At 48.2% G+C, this 17,336-nt stretch carries 16 protein-coding genes and 1 other annotated feature (1 of these 17 running past the window's edge); all 16 genes read left to right on the forward strand.

All coding sequences use genetic code 11. The features are described 5' to 3' along the window. Positions 1–869 carry the 3' portion of an IMP dehydrogenase gene (gene guaB, locus HP567_RS02780; protein ID WP_173612165.1) on the forward strand. It extends 592 nt beyond the left edge of the window, so 869 of the gene's 1,461 nt are visible here — the last part of the coding sequence; the start codon falls outside the window, past its left edge; its stop codon occupies positions 867–869. A 188-nt stretch (positions 870–1,057) separates the two neighbouring features. Continuing rightward, positions 1,058–2,374, forward strand: a complete 1,317-nt coding sequence (locus HP567_RS02785) for a D-alanyl-D-alanine carboxypeptidase family protein (RefSeq protein ID WP_173612164.1) — start codon at positions 1,058–1,060, stop codon at positions 2,372–2,374. Between the two features lie 106 nt (positions 2,375–2,480). Then, complete coding sequence (gene pdxS / locus HP567_RS02790) at positions 2,481–3,365, forward strand: pyridoxal 5'-phosphate synthase lyase subunit PdxS (RefSeq protein WP_012683798.1); 885 nt, start codon at positions 2,481–2,483, stop codon at positions 3,363–3,365. Between the two features lie 10 nt (positions 3,366–3,375). After that, positions 3,376–3,951: a pyridoxal 5'-phosphate synthase glutaminase subunit PdxT gene (gene pdxT, locus HP567_RS02795; protein WP_173612163.1), complete on the forward strand. Its 576-nt coding sequence runs from the start codon at positions 3,376–3,378 to the stop codon at positions 3,949–3,951. A gap of 126 nt (positions 3,952–4,077) precedes the next feature. Continuing rightward, positions 4,078–4,303, forward strand: a binding site (T-box leader). A gap of 55 nt (positions 4,304–4,358) precedes the next feature. Then, the gene (gene serS / locus HP567_RS02800; protein WP_106785127.1) at positions 4,359–5,639 is read left to right on the forward strand and encodes a serine--tRNA ligase; all 1,281 of its coding nucleotides are present in this window, start codon (positions 4,359–4,361) and stop codon (positions 5,637–5,639) included. Positions 5,640–5,830: 191 nt separating this feature from the next. Beyond that, on the forward strand, positions 5,831–5,998 hold the full coding sequence (locus tag HP567_RS02805) for a hypothetical protein (RefSeq protein ID WP_173612162.1): 168 nt from the start codon (positions 5,831–5,833) through the stop codon (positions 5,996–5,998). A 60-nt stretch (positions 5,999–6,058) separates the two neighbouring features. Next, complete coding sequence (gene aceB, locus HP567_RS02810) at positions 6,059–7,666, forward strand: malate synthase A (protein WP_173612161.1); 1,608 nt, start codon at positions 6,059–6,061, stop codon at positions 7,664–7,666. 27 nt (positions 7,667–7,693) lie between these two features. Further along, on the forward strand, positions 7,694–8,983 hold the full coding sequence (aceA, locus tag HP567_RS02815; protein ID WP_173612160.1) for an isocitrate lyase: 1,290 nt from the start codon (positions 7,694–7,696) through the stop codon (positions 8,981–8,983). A 191-nt stretch (positions 8,984–9,174) separates the two neighbouring features. Further along, on the forward strand, positions 9,175–10,272 hold the full coding sequence (locus HP567_RS02820) for an ABC transporter substrate-binding protein (RefSeq protein WP_173612159.1): 1,098 nt from the start codon (positions 9,175–9,177) through the stop codon (positions 10,270–10,272). Further along, positions 10,262–11,095 (forward strand): alkaline phosphatase family protein, encoded by an 834-nt coding sequence (locus HP567_RS02825; protein ID WP_173612158.1) that lies wholly within the window; start codon positions 10,262–10,264, stop codon positions 11,093–11,095. Before HP567_RS02820 ends, HP567_RS02825 begins: the two co-directional genes overlap by 11 nt. 36 nt (positions 11,096–11,131) lie before the next feature. Then, positions 11,132–11,977: an ABC transporter permease gene (locus HP567_RS02830; protein WP_173612157.1), complete on the forward strand. Its 846-nt coding sequence runs from the start codon at positions 11,132–11,134 to the stop codon at positions 11,975–11,977. Beyond that, a complete protein-coding gene (locus tag HP567_RS02835) occupies positions 11,974–12,762 on the forward strand; it encodes an ABC transporter permease (RefSeq protein ID WP_173612156.1) in 789 nt (262 codons plus the stop codon). The genes HP567_RS02830 and HP567_RS02835 overlap by 4 nt, the downstream gene beginning before the upstream one ends. Then, on the forward strand, positions 12,762–13,781 hold the full coding sequence (locus tag HP567_RS02840; RefSeq protein WP_173612155.1) for an ABC transporter ATP-binding protein: 1,020 nt from the start codon (positions 12,762–12,764) through the stop codon (positions 13,779–13,781). The genes HP567_RS02835 and HP567_RS02840 overlap by 1 nt, the downstream gene beginning before the upstream one ends. Next, positions 13,765–14,565: a DeoR/GlpR family DNA-binding transcription regulator gene (locus HP567_RS02845; protein ID WP_173612154.1), complete on the forward strand. Its 801-nt coding sequence runs from the start codon at positions 13,765–13,767 to the stop codon at positions 14,563–14,565. The genes HP567_RS02840 and HP567_RS02845 overlap by 17 nt, the downstream gene beginning before the upstream one ends. Next, on the forward strand, positions 14,559–15,563 hold the full coding sequence (locus tag HP567_RS02850; RefSeq protein WP_173612153.1) for a histidinol phosphate phosphatase domain-containing protein: 1,005 nt from the start codon (positions 14,559–14,561) through the stop codon (positions 15,561–15,563). The genes HP567_RS02845 and HP567_RS02850 overlap by 7 nt, the downstream gene beginning before the upstream one ends. Positions 15,564–15,785: 222 nt before the next feature. After that, a complete protein-coding gene (locus HP567_RS02855; RefSeq protein WP_173612152.1) occupies positions 15,786–17,303 on the forward strand; it encodes a YcdB/YcdC domain-containing protein in 1,518 nt (505 codons plus the stop codon). Positions 17,304–17,336 lie beyond the last annotated feature (33 nt).

Genomic DNA, 17,336 nt, shown 5'->3' on the forward strand with positions numbered 1-17,336 from the left:
CGATTAAAGATATTGAAAAAGCAATCCAATACCCAAATGCAGCAAAAGATAACCAAGGCCGCTTGCTGTGTGGTGCTGCTGTTGGGGTATCAGCAGACACGTTTGAGCGTGCCGCAGCACTTGTACAAGCTGGCGTAGACGTTTTGGTAATCGATACGGCTCATGGGCATTCCAAAGGCGTAATTGAAACGGTAAAAGCAGTTCGCAAAGAATACCCAACGCTCACCATCGTCGCAGGAAACGTTGCAACTGGACAAGCTACTCGCGATCTGATCGAAGCTGGCGCATCTGTGGTGAAGGTTGGTATCGGTCCTGGATCCATTTGTACAACTCGTGTTGTAGCAGGTATCGGTGTTCCGCAAATTACAGCGATCCATGATTGTGCACAGGTAGCACGAGAGTACAATATTCCAATTATTGCCGACGGCGGCATTAAATACTCCGGTGATTTGCCAAAAGCAATTGGTGCAGGTGCTTCAGTGATCATGATCGGAAGCCTGTTCGCTGGTACAGAAGAAAGCCCGGGCGAATTCGAGATTTTCCAAGGGCGTCGTTTCAAGGTATATCGCGGAATGGGATCGATTGGCGCGATGAAAGCCGGCAGTAAGGACCGTTACTTCCAAGAGAACGCACAAAAGCTCGTTCCGGAAGGGATCGAAGGCCGTGTTCCTTACAAAGGCCCATTGGCGGATGTCACGTATCAGTTGATTGGTGGACTGCGTGCAGGTATGGGATACTGCGGAGCGAAGACTATCGAAGATTTGATTCAAAACTCCCAGTTCGTTCGCATTACCGGCGCTGGCTTGCGTGAGAGCCACCCACACGATGTACAAATTACAAAAGAATCACCTAACTACTCGATTTCTTAAGCGAAAAAGTGGTAAAGAAGACCTACGTCCCCTTTCTTTTATAAAGAGAGGGGATTTTTACTAGCCACTAACATGTGGAAATAGGAGGAATCTCGCTTCAAGCCACCCTGCAACCTATGGTACACTTACAATTGTGTGCTTGTTTCATGAAAAAAGAAATCGACAGAAATAGGAGAGTGAGAGATTACATGAAGCGAAAGACATGGACAAAGCGATTGACAGGTCTGTTCCTTTCTGTCGCTGTTTTTGCTACAGCAATGGGAGGATCGGTTTCAAAGGTGGAAGCTGCCCCTGTAGCATCTCAAGCGAATTTACAATTGGAAGCGAAGTCTGCCATTCTTGTTGAGGCATCGACGGGAAAGGTTCTCTATAGTAAAGATCCTGATGTAGCACTTCCGCCTGCGAGTATGAGTAAAATGATGAGCGAATATCTGGTTCATGATGCCATCAAGCAAAAGAAAATGAAATGGGATGATGTCGTCCCTGTAAGTGAATATGCGTTTTATATTGCTAAAATTTCTGATTCGTCTGGTGTGTATTTGAATTTAGGCGAATCCTTTACAGTTAAACAATTGTATGAAGCGATGGCAATCGTATCAGCCAATGACGCTACTGTACTTTTGGCTGAGAAGATCGCAGGCAGTGAGGCAGCCTTTGTTGAATTGATGAACAAAAAGGCAGCAGAGCTTGGTATGAAAAATACTTCGTTCGTCACTTCAACTGGATTACCAGCCAATGAGTTGGGTCCATACTCTGTTCAGACCGATCAAACAGAAAACCTGATGTCTGCTCGTGATGCAGCGATCCTTGCCCGTGCGCTGATTCACGATTTCCCGGATGCGTTGGAGACCTCCAAAAAACCAATCTTCACCTTCCGTACAGGTACACCAAAAGAGTGGAGCAAGAAAAACTATAACTGGATGCTGCCTAGCCTGATTAGCTATTACCCAGGTGTAGACGGATTAAAAACGGGGCATACAAATGCAGCAGGTTATTGTTTTACAGGTACGGCTGTTCGCGACAACATGCGTTTGATTAGCGTCGTGATGAAAACTAGCTCCGAGTCAAAGCGTTTTGCTGAGACGAGAAAACTGTTTGACTACGGTTTTGCCAATTTCAAGCTCACAAAACAAATGGACAAGAATGTACCAGTCAAAGGATTTGAAACAGCTCCTGTGAAAAACGGTGTAGAGGTAACTGTGCCAGTTGTTACAGGCAGTGAAGTAAACATGATCACCAAAACCGGTACGGAAGCAAAATACACGCCAACAGTTACCTTCCAGGAGCTAACCGCACCGATCCAGCAAGGACAAGTTGTCGGTAAGATTGTTTTGAAAGAAGAAGGTATGAAGGAATCGGATTACTTGCAGCCTGAAGACGCAGCAAAAGCAGGCGTGGATATCGTAGCAGGACAGGCAGTAGAGGAAGCCAGCTGGATTCGTCTGTTCTTCCGCAGCATCATTGAGTTTTTCAGCAATTTGTTTAGCAGTGGAACAGGAAATTAAATAACTATTGTTTTCCCCTACATCTATCGTTTACAATGACGGTAACAGGAACCATAACACCGCATAACAGTTTCGGTTCTGACTCATGATGTAGGGGGTATTTTTAATGGTACAAGTAGGAACATCCCGCGTTAAAAGAGGTATGGCTGAAATGCAAAAAGGCGGCGTCATTATGGACGTCGTGAATGCTGAACAAGCGAAAATTGCAGAAGCAGCGGGTGCTGTTGCTGTAATGGCTTTGGAGCGTGTCCCGTCTGACATTCGTGCAGCAGGTGGAGTTGCTCGCATGGCGGACCTTAGCATTGTAGAGGAAGTACTGAATGCTGTTTCGATCCCTGTTATGGCAAAAGCTCGTATCGGTCATTTTGTTGAAGCGCGTGTTCTCGAGTCTCTGGGTGTAGATTATCTCGATGAGAGTGAAGTGCTCACTCCGGCAGATGACTTGTACCATATCAATAAAAAAGAGTTCACTGTACCGTTTGTATGTGGCGCCCGTGATCTGGGTGAAGCTCTCCGCCGTATCGGGGAAGGTGCATCCATGATCCGCACAAAAGGTGAGCCAGGAACCGGAAACATTGTAGAGGCTGTTCGTCACATGCGCACGATGATGTCCCAAATCCGCAAAGTGCAAGCTATGTCCTACGATGAACTGATGGCAGAAGCCAAAAACCTGGGTGCTCCATACGAACTGCTTGAAGAGGTACACAAAACAGGTAAGCTGCCAGTCGTAAACTTCGCAGCAGGCGGAGTAGCAACACCAGCGGATGCTGCCCTGATGATGCAACTCGGCTCGGATGGCGTGTTTGTTGGCTCTGGTATCTTTAAATCAGAGAATCCAGAGAAGTTTGCTCGCGCGATTGTGGAAGCGACCACTCACTACACAGATTACGAACTGATTGCTCGCGTATCTAAAGGCTTGGGAACGGCAATGCCAGGAATCGAAATCTCCAAAATTCGTGAAGCTGATCGCATGCAAGAGCGCGGCTGGTAAGGTGAGTAGCATGATAATCGGCGTACTCGCTCTACAAGGAGCTGTATCAGAACATCTGCGAATGCTAGAAGAGGTTGGTGCGACAGCTGTCCCGGTCAAAAAAGTAGAAGAACTGGATGCCCTAGATGGACTGGTCATTCCCGGCGGAGAAAGCACCACGATTAGCAAGCTGATGCACAAGTACGGATTCATGGAGGCTATTCAAGAATTCGGTAAGGCGAACAAGCCGATCTTCGGAACTTGCGCAGGAGCGATTCTTCTGGCGAAACGGATTCAAGGACAAGACGATTACCATTTAGGCTTGATGGATACCAAAGTCGAGCGGAATGCTTTTGGTCGCCAAAAGGAGAGCTTTGAAGTCTTGATGCCTGTTGCGGGTGTAGCGGCAGATTACCCGGCAGTGTTCATCCGGGCTCCGTATATTATGGAAGTGGGAGAGAATGGTCAAGTCTTGGCCAAGCATGAAGACAAGATTGTTGTCGCCCGAAGCGGTCATTATTTGGCAGCAGCCTTTCACCCAGAATTGACCGAAGATACAAGACTGCACAAATACTTCCTCGACATGGTCAAGGAATACAGAAGCTAGCTGTCATACCGGAAGATCGGCCGTAAAAAGGTGCCGATCTTCTTTTTTCTGTACAGATCAGGATGGGCTGCTCTTTACATACGTATAGAACCTGTAGTACAGTTAACAATAATAGTATTCATGAATGAGAATGCGATGATGAGAACAAGTACTTCACAAGAGCCAGGCCTAGAGAGTCGGTGGTAGGTGCAAACCGATCCGGTTATGTGAGGGAATCCATCTCGGAGTGGCAAAGGAACAACAACTTTGCCCGGAACCGTCCCGTTATGACGGAAGAGTGGGCATATGCATGAAGGATTGCTGCATATGTCAACGAGGGTGGCAACGCGGGTATACAACACTCGTCCCTTACCAGGGGACGGGTGTTTTTTGTTTTTTTTTTCAATACGATTCGGAGGGATTTACACATGTTGGACGTAAAAGTATTACGCCAGGATTTAGAAGAAGTAAAACGCCGTTTGGCTCACCGCAATGAAGATATTTCTGCGTTGGATCAATTCGTAGAAGTAGATGAAAAGCGTCGCGAAGTCATCCAAGAGGCAGAAGCGCTGAAAAATAAGCGTAACACGGTATCCGAGCAAGTAGCTGTCATGAAACGCAATAAGGAAAATGCAGACCATCTGATCGCTGAAATGAAAGAAGTAAATGAGCGCATCAAGGCTTTGGATGAAGAGCTGCGCCAACTGGATGAACAGCTGGAGTTCATTTTGCTGAGCCTGCCAAACCTTCCGCATGAAAGCACGCCGATCGGTACGACTGAAGACGATAACGTGATCGCCTGGACATGGGGAGAGCCACGTGCGTTTGACTTCGAGATTAAGCCTCACTGGGAGCTGGCTAGCCAAGCAGGCATCCTCGATTTTGAAACCGCGGCAAAAGTAACAGGAAGCCGTTTTGTTTTCTATAAAGGCTTGGGCGCACGTCTGGAGCGCGCATTGATGAACTTCATGATGGATTTGCACTCGAATGAGCATGGCTATGAAGAAGTGATCCCACCGTATATCGTCAACCGTACGAGCATGACGGGAACGGGGCAATTGCCTAAGTTTGAAGAGGATGCATTCAAAATCGAGGGACCAGATTACTTCCTGATTCCAACAGCAGAGGTGCCCGTCACCAATATGCATCGTGATGAGATCATGGATGGAGCGGATCTCCCTCGCTACTACACTGCTTTCAGCGCATGTTTCCGTTCGGAAGCGGGCTCTGCTGGCCGTGATACGCGTGGGTTGATTCGTCAGCATCAATTCAACAAAGTTGAGCTGGTGAAATTCGTGAAACCAGAAGAGTCTTATGACGAACTCGACAAACTGGTGAAAAACGCTGAAAAGGTGCTTCAACTGCTTGGATTGCCATACCGTGTCCTGAGCATGTGCACAGGCGATCTTGGTTTTACGGCTGCGAAGAAATTCGACCTGGAAGTTTGGATTCCAAGCGGCGGCACATACCGTGAAATCTCGTCTTGCTCGAACTTTGAAGACTTCCAAGCACGCCGTGCCAATATCCGTTTCCGTCGCGATACGAAATCAAAGCCAGAATTTGTGCATACATTGAATGGTTCCGGTTTGGCGATTGGACGTACAGTAGCAGCAATCTTGGAAAACTACCAAGAGGCAGACGGAACAATCGTAATTCCAGAAGCTCTTCGTCCGTACATGGGCGGAGTAGATAAGATCGCACCGAAGTAATAAGCGAGAGATTTGGAAAACAGCTCTTGATCCATAACGGGTCAAGGGCTGTTTTATATTGTGTACTAATACAGATATATTTTTAAAAAAACGTGTTGCACTGTACTAATCTCTGTTATATAATAAAAACAAATTTTAAGAAAATTGTTTTAATACAGAAATGGAGGAATGGAGAATGGACTGCTATCGGTGTGAAGGTAACGGAGAACAAAATTGCCCAAGATGTGGAGGCGTTGGTCGTGATGCCAACGGAGCGGCTTGCCACAATTGCTTGGGAGACGGTCATGTATGCTGCAGCCATTGCAGTGGCAGCGGGTATCAGGAGTAAGGACATTTTTTTTGCTATCGCTGTTATATAATAAAAAACATTTTATCGATCTGTACCATAATAACTTTCAAGTGAGGGAGGAGGAGCTGTTTTGACTACTGTACCAACGAATCCATATCCGCTGGAGGTGCAGATTTCCGGTGAGATGCACCCTGGTTATCAAGATATCCTGACACCAGAAGCGATTCAATTCGTGATGAAGCTGGAGCAAAGGTTTGGCGACAGACGCCAACAATTGTTGGCGAAGCGCGTGGAGCGCCAATTGCAGATTGATGCAGGTCAACTACCCGATTTTTTAGAGGAAACAGCGGACATTCGCAAAGGAGATTGGACTGTTGCTCCATTGCCCAAAGATTTGCAGGACAGACGGGTGGAGATTACAGGACCTTCGGGTGACCGGAAAATGGTCATCAATGCACTGAACTCGGGTGCTCGGCTTTTCATGGCTGACTTTGAGGACGCGAACTCACCGACCTGGGAGAACACCATCCAAGGCCAAATCAACATGAAGGATGCGGTACGCCGCAATATCTCTTACATCAGTCCGGAGGGCAAATCATACACCCTCAATGAAAAAACAGCGGTTTTGATCGTGCGTCCTCGTGGCTGGCATCTTGAAGAAAAGCACATCCTCCTCGATCAAAAACCGATCTCCGGCAGCCTGCTTGACTTCGGACTTTATTTTTACCACAACGTAGATGCTCTTGTCGCGAATCAAACAGCACCGTATTTCTACTTACCGAAACTGGAGAGCCATTTGGAAGCTCGACTCTGGAACGACGTCTTCCTTTTCGCGCAGGATGAATTGAATATTCCACGCGGCACGATTCGCGCGACAGTATTGATCGAAACGATTCTCGCAGCTTTTGAGATGGATGAGATTTTGTATGAGCTGCGCGAGCATAGTGCAGGACTGAATTGCGGACGTTGGGATTACATTTTCAGCTATATCAAAAAGCTGCGGAATCAGCCTGATGTGATTACACCGGATCGTGCGCAAGTAACCATGACAGTTCCGTTCATGAAAGCTTACACAACGCTGGCCGTGAAGACTTGCCATAAACGGATGGCGCCTTGCATTGGCGGAATGGCTGCACAAATTCCGGTGAAAAATGACCCGGTACAAAACGCAGAAGCCATTGCCAAAGTGCGCGCTGACAAAGAGCGGGAAGCGTATGATGGACATGATGGGACTTGGGTTGCTCACCCTGGGCTAGTGCCGGTAGCCATGGAAGTGTTCGATCGCCTGATGAGAGAGCCGAACCAAATTTGGTACAAACGTGAAGACGTAGACGTATCTGCTAGTCAACTGCTGGCAGTCCCAGAGGGCACGATTACAGAAGCGGGTGTCCGTACGAACATAAGCGTAGGTTTGCAGTACATCGAGGCTTGGTTGCGAGGCTCTGGGGCTGTGCCGATCAACAATCTGATGGAGGATGCGGCTACAGCAGAAATTTCGCGGGCACAAGTCTGGCAATGGATGCGTCATCGTCACGGAGTCTTGCAGGATGGTAGAAAGGTGACGGAAGGCTTGGTGAAGCAGTGGCTGAGTGAGGAGTTGCAAGCGATCAAGCAAGCAATTGGCCAGGAGAGATACGACAAAAGCAAGTATCCGACTGCTGGAGATCTGTTCTTGCAATTGGTAACGACAGAAGATTTTGAAGACTTCCTAACGGTACCGGGTTATCGCTATTTGTAAAAATAAAAATGAGTGGGGGAAATGAAAATGAAAAAAGTAAACAAACAGGAAGCGATTCAACAGGTGGAGCAAAGCTGGCAGGGTGAGCGTTTTAAAGGAATTACACGTCCGTATACGGCAGAAGATGTCGTTCGTCTGCGCGGTTCCGTACAAATCGAACATACACTGGCTCGTCTGGGAGCAGAGCGTCTATGGAATTTGTTGCATACCGAGCACCATATTAAAGCGTTGGGGGCTTTGACCGGGAATCAAGCGATTCAGCAGGTAAAGGCAGGATTAAAAGCGATTTATTTGAGTGGCTGGCAGGTAGCGGCCGATGCCAATCTGTCTGGTCAGATGTATCCTGATCAAAGCCTCTACCCGGCAAACAGTGTTCCTCAAGTCGTAAAAAGAATTAATCAGGCATTGCAACGCGCTGACCAGATCGATCAATCAGAAGGTGGTACCGATACGAATTGGTTTGCTCCGATCGTGGCTGACGCAGAAGCGGGCTTTGGTGGGCCATTGAACGTCTTTGAATTGATGAAGGGCATGATTGAAGCGGGCGCAGCAGGTGTGCATTTTGAAGACCAGCTGGCTTCCGAGAAAAAATGCGGCCATATGGGCGGAAAGGTACTGATTCCGACGCAGGCGGCTGTACGTAATCTGATTTCCGCTCGATTTGCGGCAGATGTGATGGGAGTCCCAACAATTATCGTGGCACGTACCGATGCCAATGGCGCTTTCCTGATCACCAGCGACATCGACGAGCAGGATAAACCATTCCTGACGGGTGAACGAACAGCAGAAGGGTTCTTCCGTCTACGCGGCGGATTGGATGCAGCGATTGCCCGTGGCCTTGCGTACGCTCCTTATGCAGATTTGATCTGGTGCGAGACTTCTGAGCCGAATTTGGAGGAAGCACGCCGTTTTGCCGAAGCGATCCATGCCAAATACCCGGGCAAGCTGTTAGCGTACAATTGCTCTCCTTCTTTCAACTGGAAAAAGAAGCTGGATGAACAGACTATCGCTCGCTTCCAGGAAGAGATCGGCGAGATGGGCTACAAGTTCCAATTTGTCACGCTCGCTGGCTTCCACTCCCTGAATTACAGCATGTTTGAATTGGCGCGGGGATATCGTGACCGCGGAATGGCTGCCTATTCTGAATTGCAGCAGGCTGAGTTTGCTAGCGAAGTACATGGCTATACCGCCACTCGTCATCAGCGTGAAGTGGGTACCGGGTATTTCGATGAGGTTGCGCAGGTCATCTCTGGCGGCAATTCCTCTACGACTGCACTCAGCGGATCGACGGAAGAGGAGCAATTCGCGCATAATTAAACAGGAAAAACGAAGGACTAGGTGGTTCTCTGGTATTCAGAGGACCACTTTTTGCGTTCACTTCTATTTTTCATAGAGTCTTAATAGCTTTTTAACAACGCATTTATATCAGTTTCATTTTGATTGTTTACGATTGGGTTAGAAAAAAGCAAGAGATCAAACACAAATAAAAACGAAAAGGGGCCTTAAAGATGAGAGGGAACCAGTTAAGCTGGAAACGAACCGTTGTTGTCATGACTTCCGTTTTTCTGCTTGCGGGATGTGCCACCGAGACGAAATCAGGCACTTCTCTGGATACGTCGCAATTGACCCTGGATCAAATCGTGGAAAAAGCGAAGCAGGAGGGAGAAGTCAACTCCGTGGGAATGCCGGACACGTGGGCAAACTGGGGGGAGACCTGGAGCAATCTTGCAAAGGAATATGGCTTGAAGCATACGGACACCGACATGTCGAGCGCAGAAGAATTGGCTAAGTTTGAAGCGGAAAAAGAAGACGCCACAGCAGACATCGGTGACGTAGGCATCGCTTTTGGACCGTTAGCCAAGCAAAAAGGGCTGACGCTGCCTTACAAAACCTCTTACTGGAACGACATTCCCGACTGGGCAAAAGATGATGAAGGACATTGGCTGCTGGGCTATACGGGAACACTGGCTTTTATCACTGACAAGACAAAGGTGCAAAATCCTCCCAAGTCCTGGGCAGATTTGAAAAACGGAAGCTACAAGGTCGCGATTGGCGATGTCATGAAAGCGAATCAGGCGCAATTTGCCGTTCTGGCCGCCGCCTATGCTAATGGGGGAGATGAGAAAAATATTCAGCCCGGTATTGACTTTTTCGCTGAGCTGGCAAAGAACAAGCGGCTCAGTACGAGCGATCCGAGTCTTGCCAATCTAGAAAAGGGTGAGGTCGAAGTTGCTATCTTGTGGGATTTCAACGCGCTCGGGTATCGGGACAAAATCGACAAAAACCGCTTTGATGTCCTCATCCCGGAAGAAGCATCAGTCAGCAGCGGATACGCTACGGTTATCAACAAGTACACCAAGCACCCACACGCTGCCATGCTGGCTCGTGAATACATTCTCTCCGACGCTGGACAGTCCAATTTGGCTCGCGGCTATGCACGACCGATTCGCGCTAACGCCAAGCTGGATGAATCCGCTAAAGCCATGCTGCTCCCGGATGACATGTATAAAAACGCACGTCCGGTGGGCGATTTGACTGCTTGGGAAGAGACGGCTAAAAAGTTGCCGCAGTTATGGCAGGAGAAGGTGTTAATCCATGTGCGCTAGCAAGCTCGCGATGATTGTGCTCGACGGATTGAGATTTGATACAGCCGTCTCGCACATGGGGTACCTGCATCACCTGGTTGAGTACGGCATTGCGGCCCGCTTTCAGGTGCGATCAGAACTACCCAGTCTCTCTCGTCCTTTGTACGAGGTTCTTTTAACGGGAACCCCTGTGTGGAAGAACGGTATTTCCAGCAATCAGACGGTTCGGCTTTCGCACCAGGAGAGTCTCTTTCACCTGACGCAGAAAAACGGACTGTCCAACGCTGCTGCGGCTTATTGCTGGGTAAGTGAGCTTTATAACAAGGCTCCGTTCAATCCGTTTTACGACCGAATCCAATTGAACACCGACAAGCCGATACAAAACGGAATGTTCTACTGGGAAGATCACTATCCAGATACACACTTGTTTGCTGACGCCAACTTTTTGCTGAATGGATACAATCCGGATTTTCTTTACGTCCACTCCATGAATATCGATGATGACGGACATAAGCATACGGCCGATTCCGCGCGATATCGAAATCGCGTTCTGGCGGCAGATTCGATACTGGCAAATGTGCTTCCTACGTGGATCGATGCTGGTTATCAAATCATCGTAACAGCCGATCACGGGATGACAGCCGATGGAAATCATGGTGGTACTTCTAGCGCTGACCGGGACGTTCCCTTGTTTGTCATCAGCGACCTGATATCTCCCGGTATTCGCGAGGAGGAAATTCCGCAATTGCAGGTGGCTCCGCTTGCCTGCCATTTGCTCGGCATCTCCCCCTCGAAAGAGATGCAGTCATTGAACGTAGGAGGGCTGAGTAAGACGTCTCCCTAAGGGGGCGTCTTTTCCTCTAAGAAAGGAGTTTTTGCGATGAAACGATTTGTCAGTATGCTTTGGGTCACGACGATTCCGTTCTTTGCAATGATCGCTCTGTTTCTCCTCGTCCCATTGCTTTCTATGATTGGAGGGAGCTTTCAGGCCGAGGGGGGCGGCGGTTTTACCGTTAGTCATTATCGTGAGATTTTTTCAAATCCGTATTACTTGCAGGCTTTTGAGAACAGCGTGCTCATCTCGTTCCTGTCTGCTCTCATTGGAATCGTCGTTGCTGTTTTCGCCACTTATGCGATTACCCGTTTCCCGCAATCTCTGCAACAGCGAGTGCTTGTCATTACCAATCTAACCTCCAATTTTGCGGGAATTCCGCTCGCATTTGCCTTTATTGTCCTGTTGGGAAACAGTGGATTGTTTGTTTTGCTCGCGAAGCAAATGGGGATTGATTTTGGTGAGTCCTTTACTCTGTATTCGTGGAGCGGCTTGACGCTTGTTTATATTTATTTTCAACTGCCCCTGGCGGTAATGCTTTTGTATCCCCTGTACAATGCCATTCAGAAACAATGGATGGAAGCGGCCGAGCTGCTTGGGGCAAGTCCATGGAAGTTTTGGCTGAGAATCGGTTTTCCGGTACTGCTTCCAGGCATCGTCGGCACATTCAGCATTCTGTTTGCCAATGCAATGGGTGCCTATGCTTCTGCCTATGCGCTCACTGGGAGCAACTACAATCTGGTACCCATTCGGATTGGCGCGCTAGTATCTGGCGACATTTTTGCCAGACCCGAGCTGGGTAGCGCTCTCGCTGTACTGCTCGGCCTTACGCTTGCAGGAGCCTTACTCGTGAACGAGTGGCTGACGCGGAAGATTCGGAGGGATTTGTCTTGAAGCGGATCAGTTTGCCATCCTTGTCGTTTGCGTTGGTCATGTTGTATTTGTTTTTGCCAGTAGCGGCTACCATCCTTTACTCACTGGCAACCGAGTGGAACAGTACGATTTTGCCGGAAGGACTCACAGGAAAATGGTTCGCAGAGCTGTATTCTGATCCTCGATTCTTGCAAGCATTCGGGCGTTCTTTTCTGCTCAGCTTTCTGACGACTGTCGTTGCCGTGGTCATTATTGTTCCTGCTGTATTCTCCATTATCGTCTACGCTCCCCGGATGGAGAGGCTGGTTCAGATTTTGGTGATGCTGACCTATGCTGTTCCGGGTGTTATTATGGCCGTCGGATTGATCCGTACTTATTCAGGAAACGGAATTCCAATGGTCATCATCACCGCCGGGGCGTATTTGGTCGGTTTGCTTCCGTATCTTTATCAGGGAACGCGCAATAGTCTGCTTGCGATGCAGGCACGTTCGTTGATGGAGGCAGCCGAGCTATTGGGTGCGAGCCACTGGCAGGCGTTCGTACGGATTATCGTTCCGAATATCATGTCTGGAATTTTCGTGTCCTCGCTCTTGTCGTTCTCCATTTTGTTTGGTGAATTCGTTCTGATTAACATCCTGGTGGGAGGAAGATACGAAACTCTGCAGATGTATCTGTACGCCAAGCTATCGTCAAGCGGACATGTCGCCAGCGCGATTACTGTCACTTATTTTGTCCTGATGGCTATCATCACTGGCCTGGTTGTAAAATTCACGCGCCGAAGCTTCGCACGCAAGGAGGTCCCCTAATGAGCTACGTCAAAATCGAACACTTGTCCAAAACCTTTCACGGTCAACACGTGTTGCAGCAACTCGATCTTGCGATTGAAAAAGGCGAGCTAGTCACTTTACTTGGCCCTAGCGGGTGTGGAAAAAGTACGCTATTACGCATCCTCAGTGGTTTGACGGCTCCGGATACAGGCATGATCTACATCGACGGCAAAGACGTGACGGACGTGTCGCCGAAAAATAGGCAAATCGGCATGGTGTTCCAATCGTACGCACTCTTTCCCAATCTTACGGTCAGTCAAAACATTGCCTTCGGTCTGGAAATGAACAAAATCTCGAAAACGGAGATTCGGCTGCGTGTCCAAGAAATGATTGAGCTGGTGGGATTGGTGGGAAAGGAGCAGGCTTACCCGCGTGAATTGTCTGGCGGCCAGCAGCAGCGTGTGGCACTCGCCCGTTCTCTCGTTACTCGGCCAAAAGTGCTTCTGCTGGATGAGCCGCTTAGTGCACTCGATGCCCAGATTCGCAAAAATTTGCAAAAGCAGCTACGCACAATCCAACGTGAGTTAAACATGACGACTGTGCTGGTTACTCACGATCAGGAAGAAGCCATGGCTGTCAGTGACCGCATCTACATCATGAATGGTGGACGAATCGTTCAGCACGGCAGTCCCCAAGAGATTTACACGCGACCTCGCTCTGAATTTGTTGCTCGCTTCATCGGCAATTACAACGTGCTGACTGCCGAGCAGCTTAACCGAATCGCGCCTAATCTGTCTCATCCAGCAGTTGAACGATTCGCAATCCGTCCTGAGACGTTTCGCGAACAGCGGTTGGCTGGGGAGGACATCTGTTTGACCGGGAATATCGCTCAGGTAACCATGCTCGGCAACATTACCCGTTACGAGCTGAACATGCGGGATGTTCCTGTACTGGTGGACACACTTCACCTGTCCTTCGAGCAGGAGCAGATCGGCACAACAAAAACATTGTATGTAAGTCCCAAGGATGTGATTCCGCTTTATGACACTATTGCCTGAAGAACGACAGCAAGTGATTCTGGACGAATTGAACCGCCACGGTAAAATTCAGGTGATGAGCCTGGCAAAAAACCTGGCAGTAACACCGGAGACAATCCGACGTGATCTTGACCATTTGGAACAGCAACGTTTGTTAAAGCGAGTGTACGGAGGAGCAATCCCTTTTCATTTGGCGAAACGTGAGCCGCACTTTGAAAAGAAACAGGCGATCCAACAGACGGCAAAAACGAAAATCGGGCAAATCGCGGCAGAACTTTTGTCTGACGGGGATACTATCGCGCTCGATGTCGGGACGACAACACTGGAATTGGCACGTGCGATAAAGGGCCTCAATCAATTAACGATTGTCACGAATTCGCTCCCCGCCGCTTCTTTACTAAACGAGCTGTTGGAAGCCAATCAATTCAACGGTCAGGTCATTATGCTGGGGGGGGTGACCCATCCGGCCCAAAAATCGGTTGCTGGGGCGTTTACCTGCGAGCTGCTCTCCCGCTTTCATTTTGATAAAGCTTTTATTTCCTGTGGAGGAATGACGGCTGATGGCTTCACCGATTATGACATGGAAGAAACGCTGTGCTCGACCATGATGGTACAGCGGTCGGAGCAAGTCTATGTATTAGGAGATACATCCAAGATTGATCAAACGCAATTTTTTCGTATTTGCGGCTGGCAGGATGTCAGCGCGGTTGTTTGTGACCAGCCGATGCCGGATGAATGGCTATCGTCTGGCATACAAACTACCTGGATATGCGAACATCCGGGAAGGAGAGACTTCACATGCTGATCGACTATCATCTTCATCTGGAAGAAGGGCCTTTTTCATTGCGTTGGCTCAACCGTACCAATATAGCCCTCGACCACTTTTATCCGTTAACTGAACCTCGACATACCCGCGCCTGGCTGCTGGACAGTCTTGCGCGATTAAATAACCGGATGTCTTTGGGAGCATACGACCCGTCTTGGATCGATCTGTATTTGCGTGAAGCGTTAAACAAAGGCTTGAAGGAAGTGGGGATTGTCGATCATTTATACCGCTTTCGTGAAGCCCGTCCCTACTTTGAACGGTATATGGACCTGGGTGACACCGATTTGGGTCGCTTGCAGCGAACGTGGCTTGATCAAGTATGCACCGAGAGCCTCAGTGACTTTTGTGTCGCCATTGAAGCAGCAAAGCAGCGTTGGTCCGCAAGCGGTGTGGAGTTGCGGCTGGGGATCGAAGCGGATTACTTTATCGGCGGGGAAGCAGAATTGGAAAGCTTGCTCGAAGGCGCTTCGTGGGATTATGTGATCGGTTCTGTTCATTTTTTACAAGGATGGGGCTTTGACAATCCCGAGACTCGCCATCTGTTTGAGCAGCACGACTTGAAACAGTTATACGGGGACTTTTTCCATACAGTTGAATCTATGATTAGGAGCAACTTGTTTGATTTTGTTGCTCATCTGGACAATCTGAAAGTGTTCTCCCATCGCCCAGAGGAATCGGAGCTTGTTCCCTATTACCATCGAATCGCAACTGCTTTGAAAGAAACGGATACAGCGACCGAAATCAATGCGGGCCTGTACTACCGCTATCCCGTTCAGGAAATGTGCCCCAGTCCTGCTTTCCTCGACGTTTTGGTGGCGCATGGCGTTCCACTGACACTCTCGTCCGACGCGCACTTTCCCGACGATATTGGGAGATACGTGGCGGAGAACCTGGAAGTCCTTCGTTCAAAAGAGGTAGCGGAGATTGCTACTTTTTCCGGTCGTCAACGGATCATGAAGCCAATCCGTTATGCTTGACTGTGAAAAACAGCATGTCTTGAGCAAAATATGATTTGAGATGCAAAAAACCTTGGATTGCCAAGGTTTTTTTAGTTCTGTTTGCTTGACAGGGGGAAGACCACTGTAACAGGGTTTTTATGTTTTTTCTGGAAAGCGTAACCTTTTGTTCGTTTCTACGAATAAGTCAATGTACACAAATAGCAAGCAGCATCCAAGTAACCAATACAAAGGAGAGAACCTATGAGGAAAACAATTTCGCAAGCTGTATGTCTGATGGGAGCCATGTGTGTCCTGGCCTCCACACCTGTAGCTTTAGCCACCCAAGGAGAGTATCAGCAAGCAACGTTATCAGCAGGAAATCAAGCAAGTGTAGCGGATGATGTCATGAAAACAGTAGACGAAGCTCTGGTCAAAGCGGGGAAACTATTGCCGTATCTCAAGGAGTTTACGTTCAAGACGGTAACGCTTGATAAAAAGAGACCGAACATTATCTTTGTTCAGCTAAGAAAAGAAAAAGACCAAAATGAGCCGAGAGTAGACATCGAATTTGAAGCGAAAACTGGGAAATTAATAAGTTTCAGGTTAGCGACAGAGGAAGTAGAAGATGAAAAGAAACCAACCTGGCAGGAGTCCAAAGAAAAGGCAACCGCTTTTCTAAAAGAGTGGTACGGTCCAGATATGGATGGTTATCAGCTTAATCAGCTCTTCACTGAAGAGGGTGGGCACGGTATTGTGTTTTCCAAATCCGTAAATGGTTTACTCTATCCGAATTTGAGTACACGCCTAGAGTTGAATGCCAAAGGTGAGGTTGTCTCCGGTGGACCAAATGGGGGCTTTCCCTATGAGATCCCTTCAATCGAAAAGACCTCTTTCCCCGATCCCAAAGAAGCAATGGCAAAGGAACAAATGACAAAAACAGTAGCTTCCCACATGAAATTGTCCTATTGGGCCGATCGGAAGCTGCTTGCGTATGAGCCCATGTTTTCCGGATATCTGGATGCAACGACAGGGAAGTCCTTGTACGTGTCGGAACAGAAGTACTACCTGCCCGGAGAAATCGTGAAAGTTGCGCCGAAAACGAATAAACTGACAGCCAAAACGAAAGAGGAAGTTTCCTCATATGTGAAACAGGAATTTAACGTAGACCTAAAAGCAGAGGAATGGAAGGAAGAGAGTTTTCCGAAAACGGGGATCAAGGTATTTACATGGAGAGAAGAAACTGACGATGAAACGGTAGTAACTGTTGTGGAGAAAACAGGAGAGATTCTGTCTTTTTCTAAAGAAGTGACAATCATAAAGAAAGATAGTAAGACGAGGGAAGAAGCACGCGCGCTAGCAATCAAGGAAATGGAAAAATACCTACCCATTGATACGAAAGAAATGATGGAAATCGGTAATTCAAAGCATATCAAAGGCGAAGAAGATGGGAGCTTCGAATTTGAGTTCGTCAAGGTGCATCAGGGGATACCCGTACGGGACAGAAGCTTCTATGTCTACATCGTTAACGGAAAGGTCATGAGATTAGACACGGCTAGCAAAGCGAAATTCACCGAACAGTTACCTGATTTGAAGGCTGGGATAACGGCGGAACAGGCTGCGCAGGAATTCCTCAAGCAATTTCAACTGGAGTATTTTTATCCTGAAAATAACGGGAATAAGGCACTTTTGGTATACAAACTGGCCACAGTTTATCAAACGGTAAATGAACAAATTGATGCGTTAACGGGAAAGATTGTTCAGGAGGATGAGGACCAATAAGCCGATTGATCCTGACCAAGGGATAGAAGACAC

Source organism: Brevibacillus sp. M2.1A, assembly GCF_013284355.2.
GTDB lineage: Bacteria > Bacillota > Bacilli > Brevibacillales > Brevibacillaceae > Brevibacillus.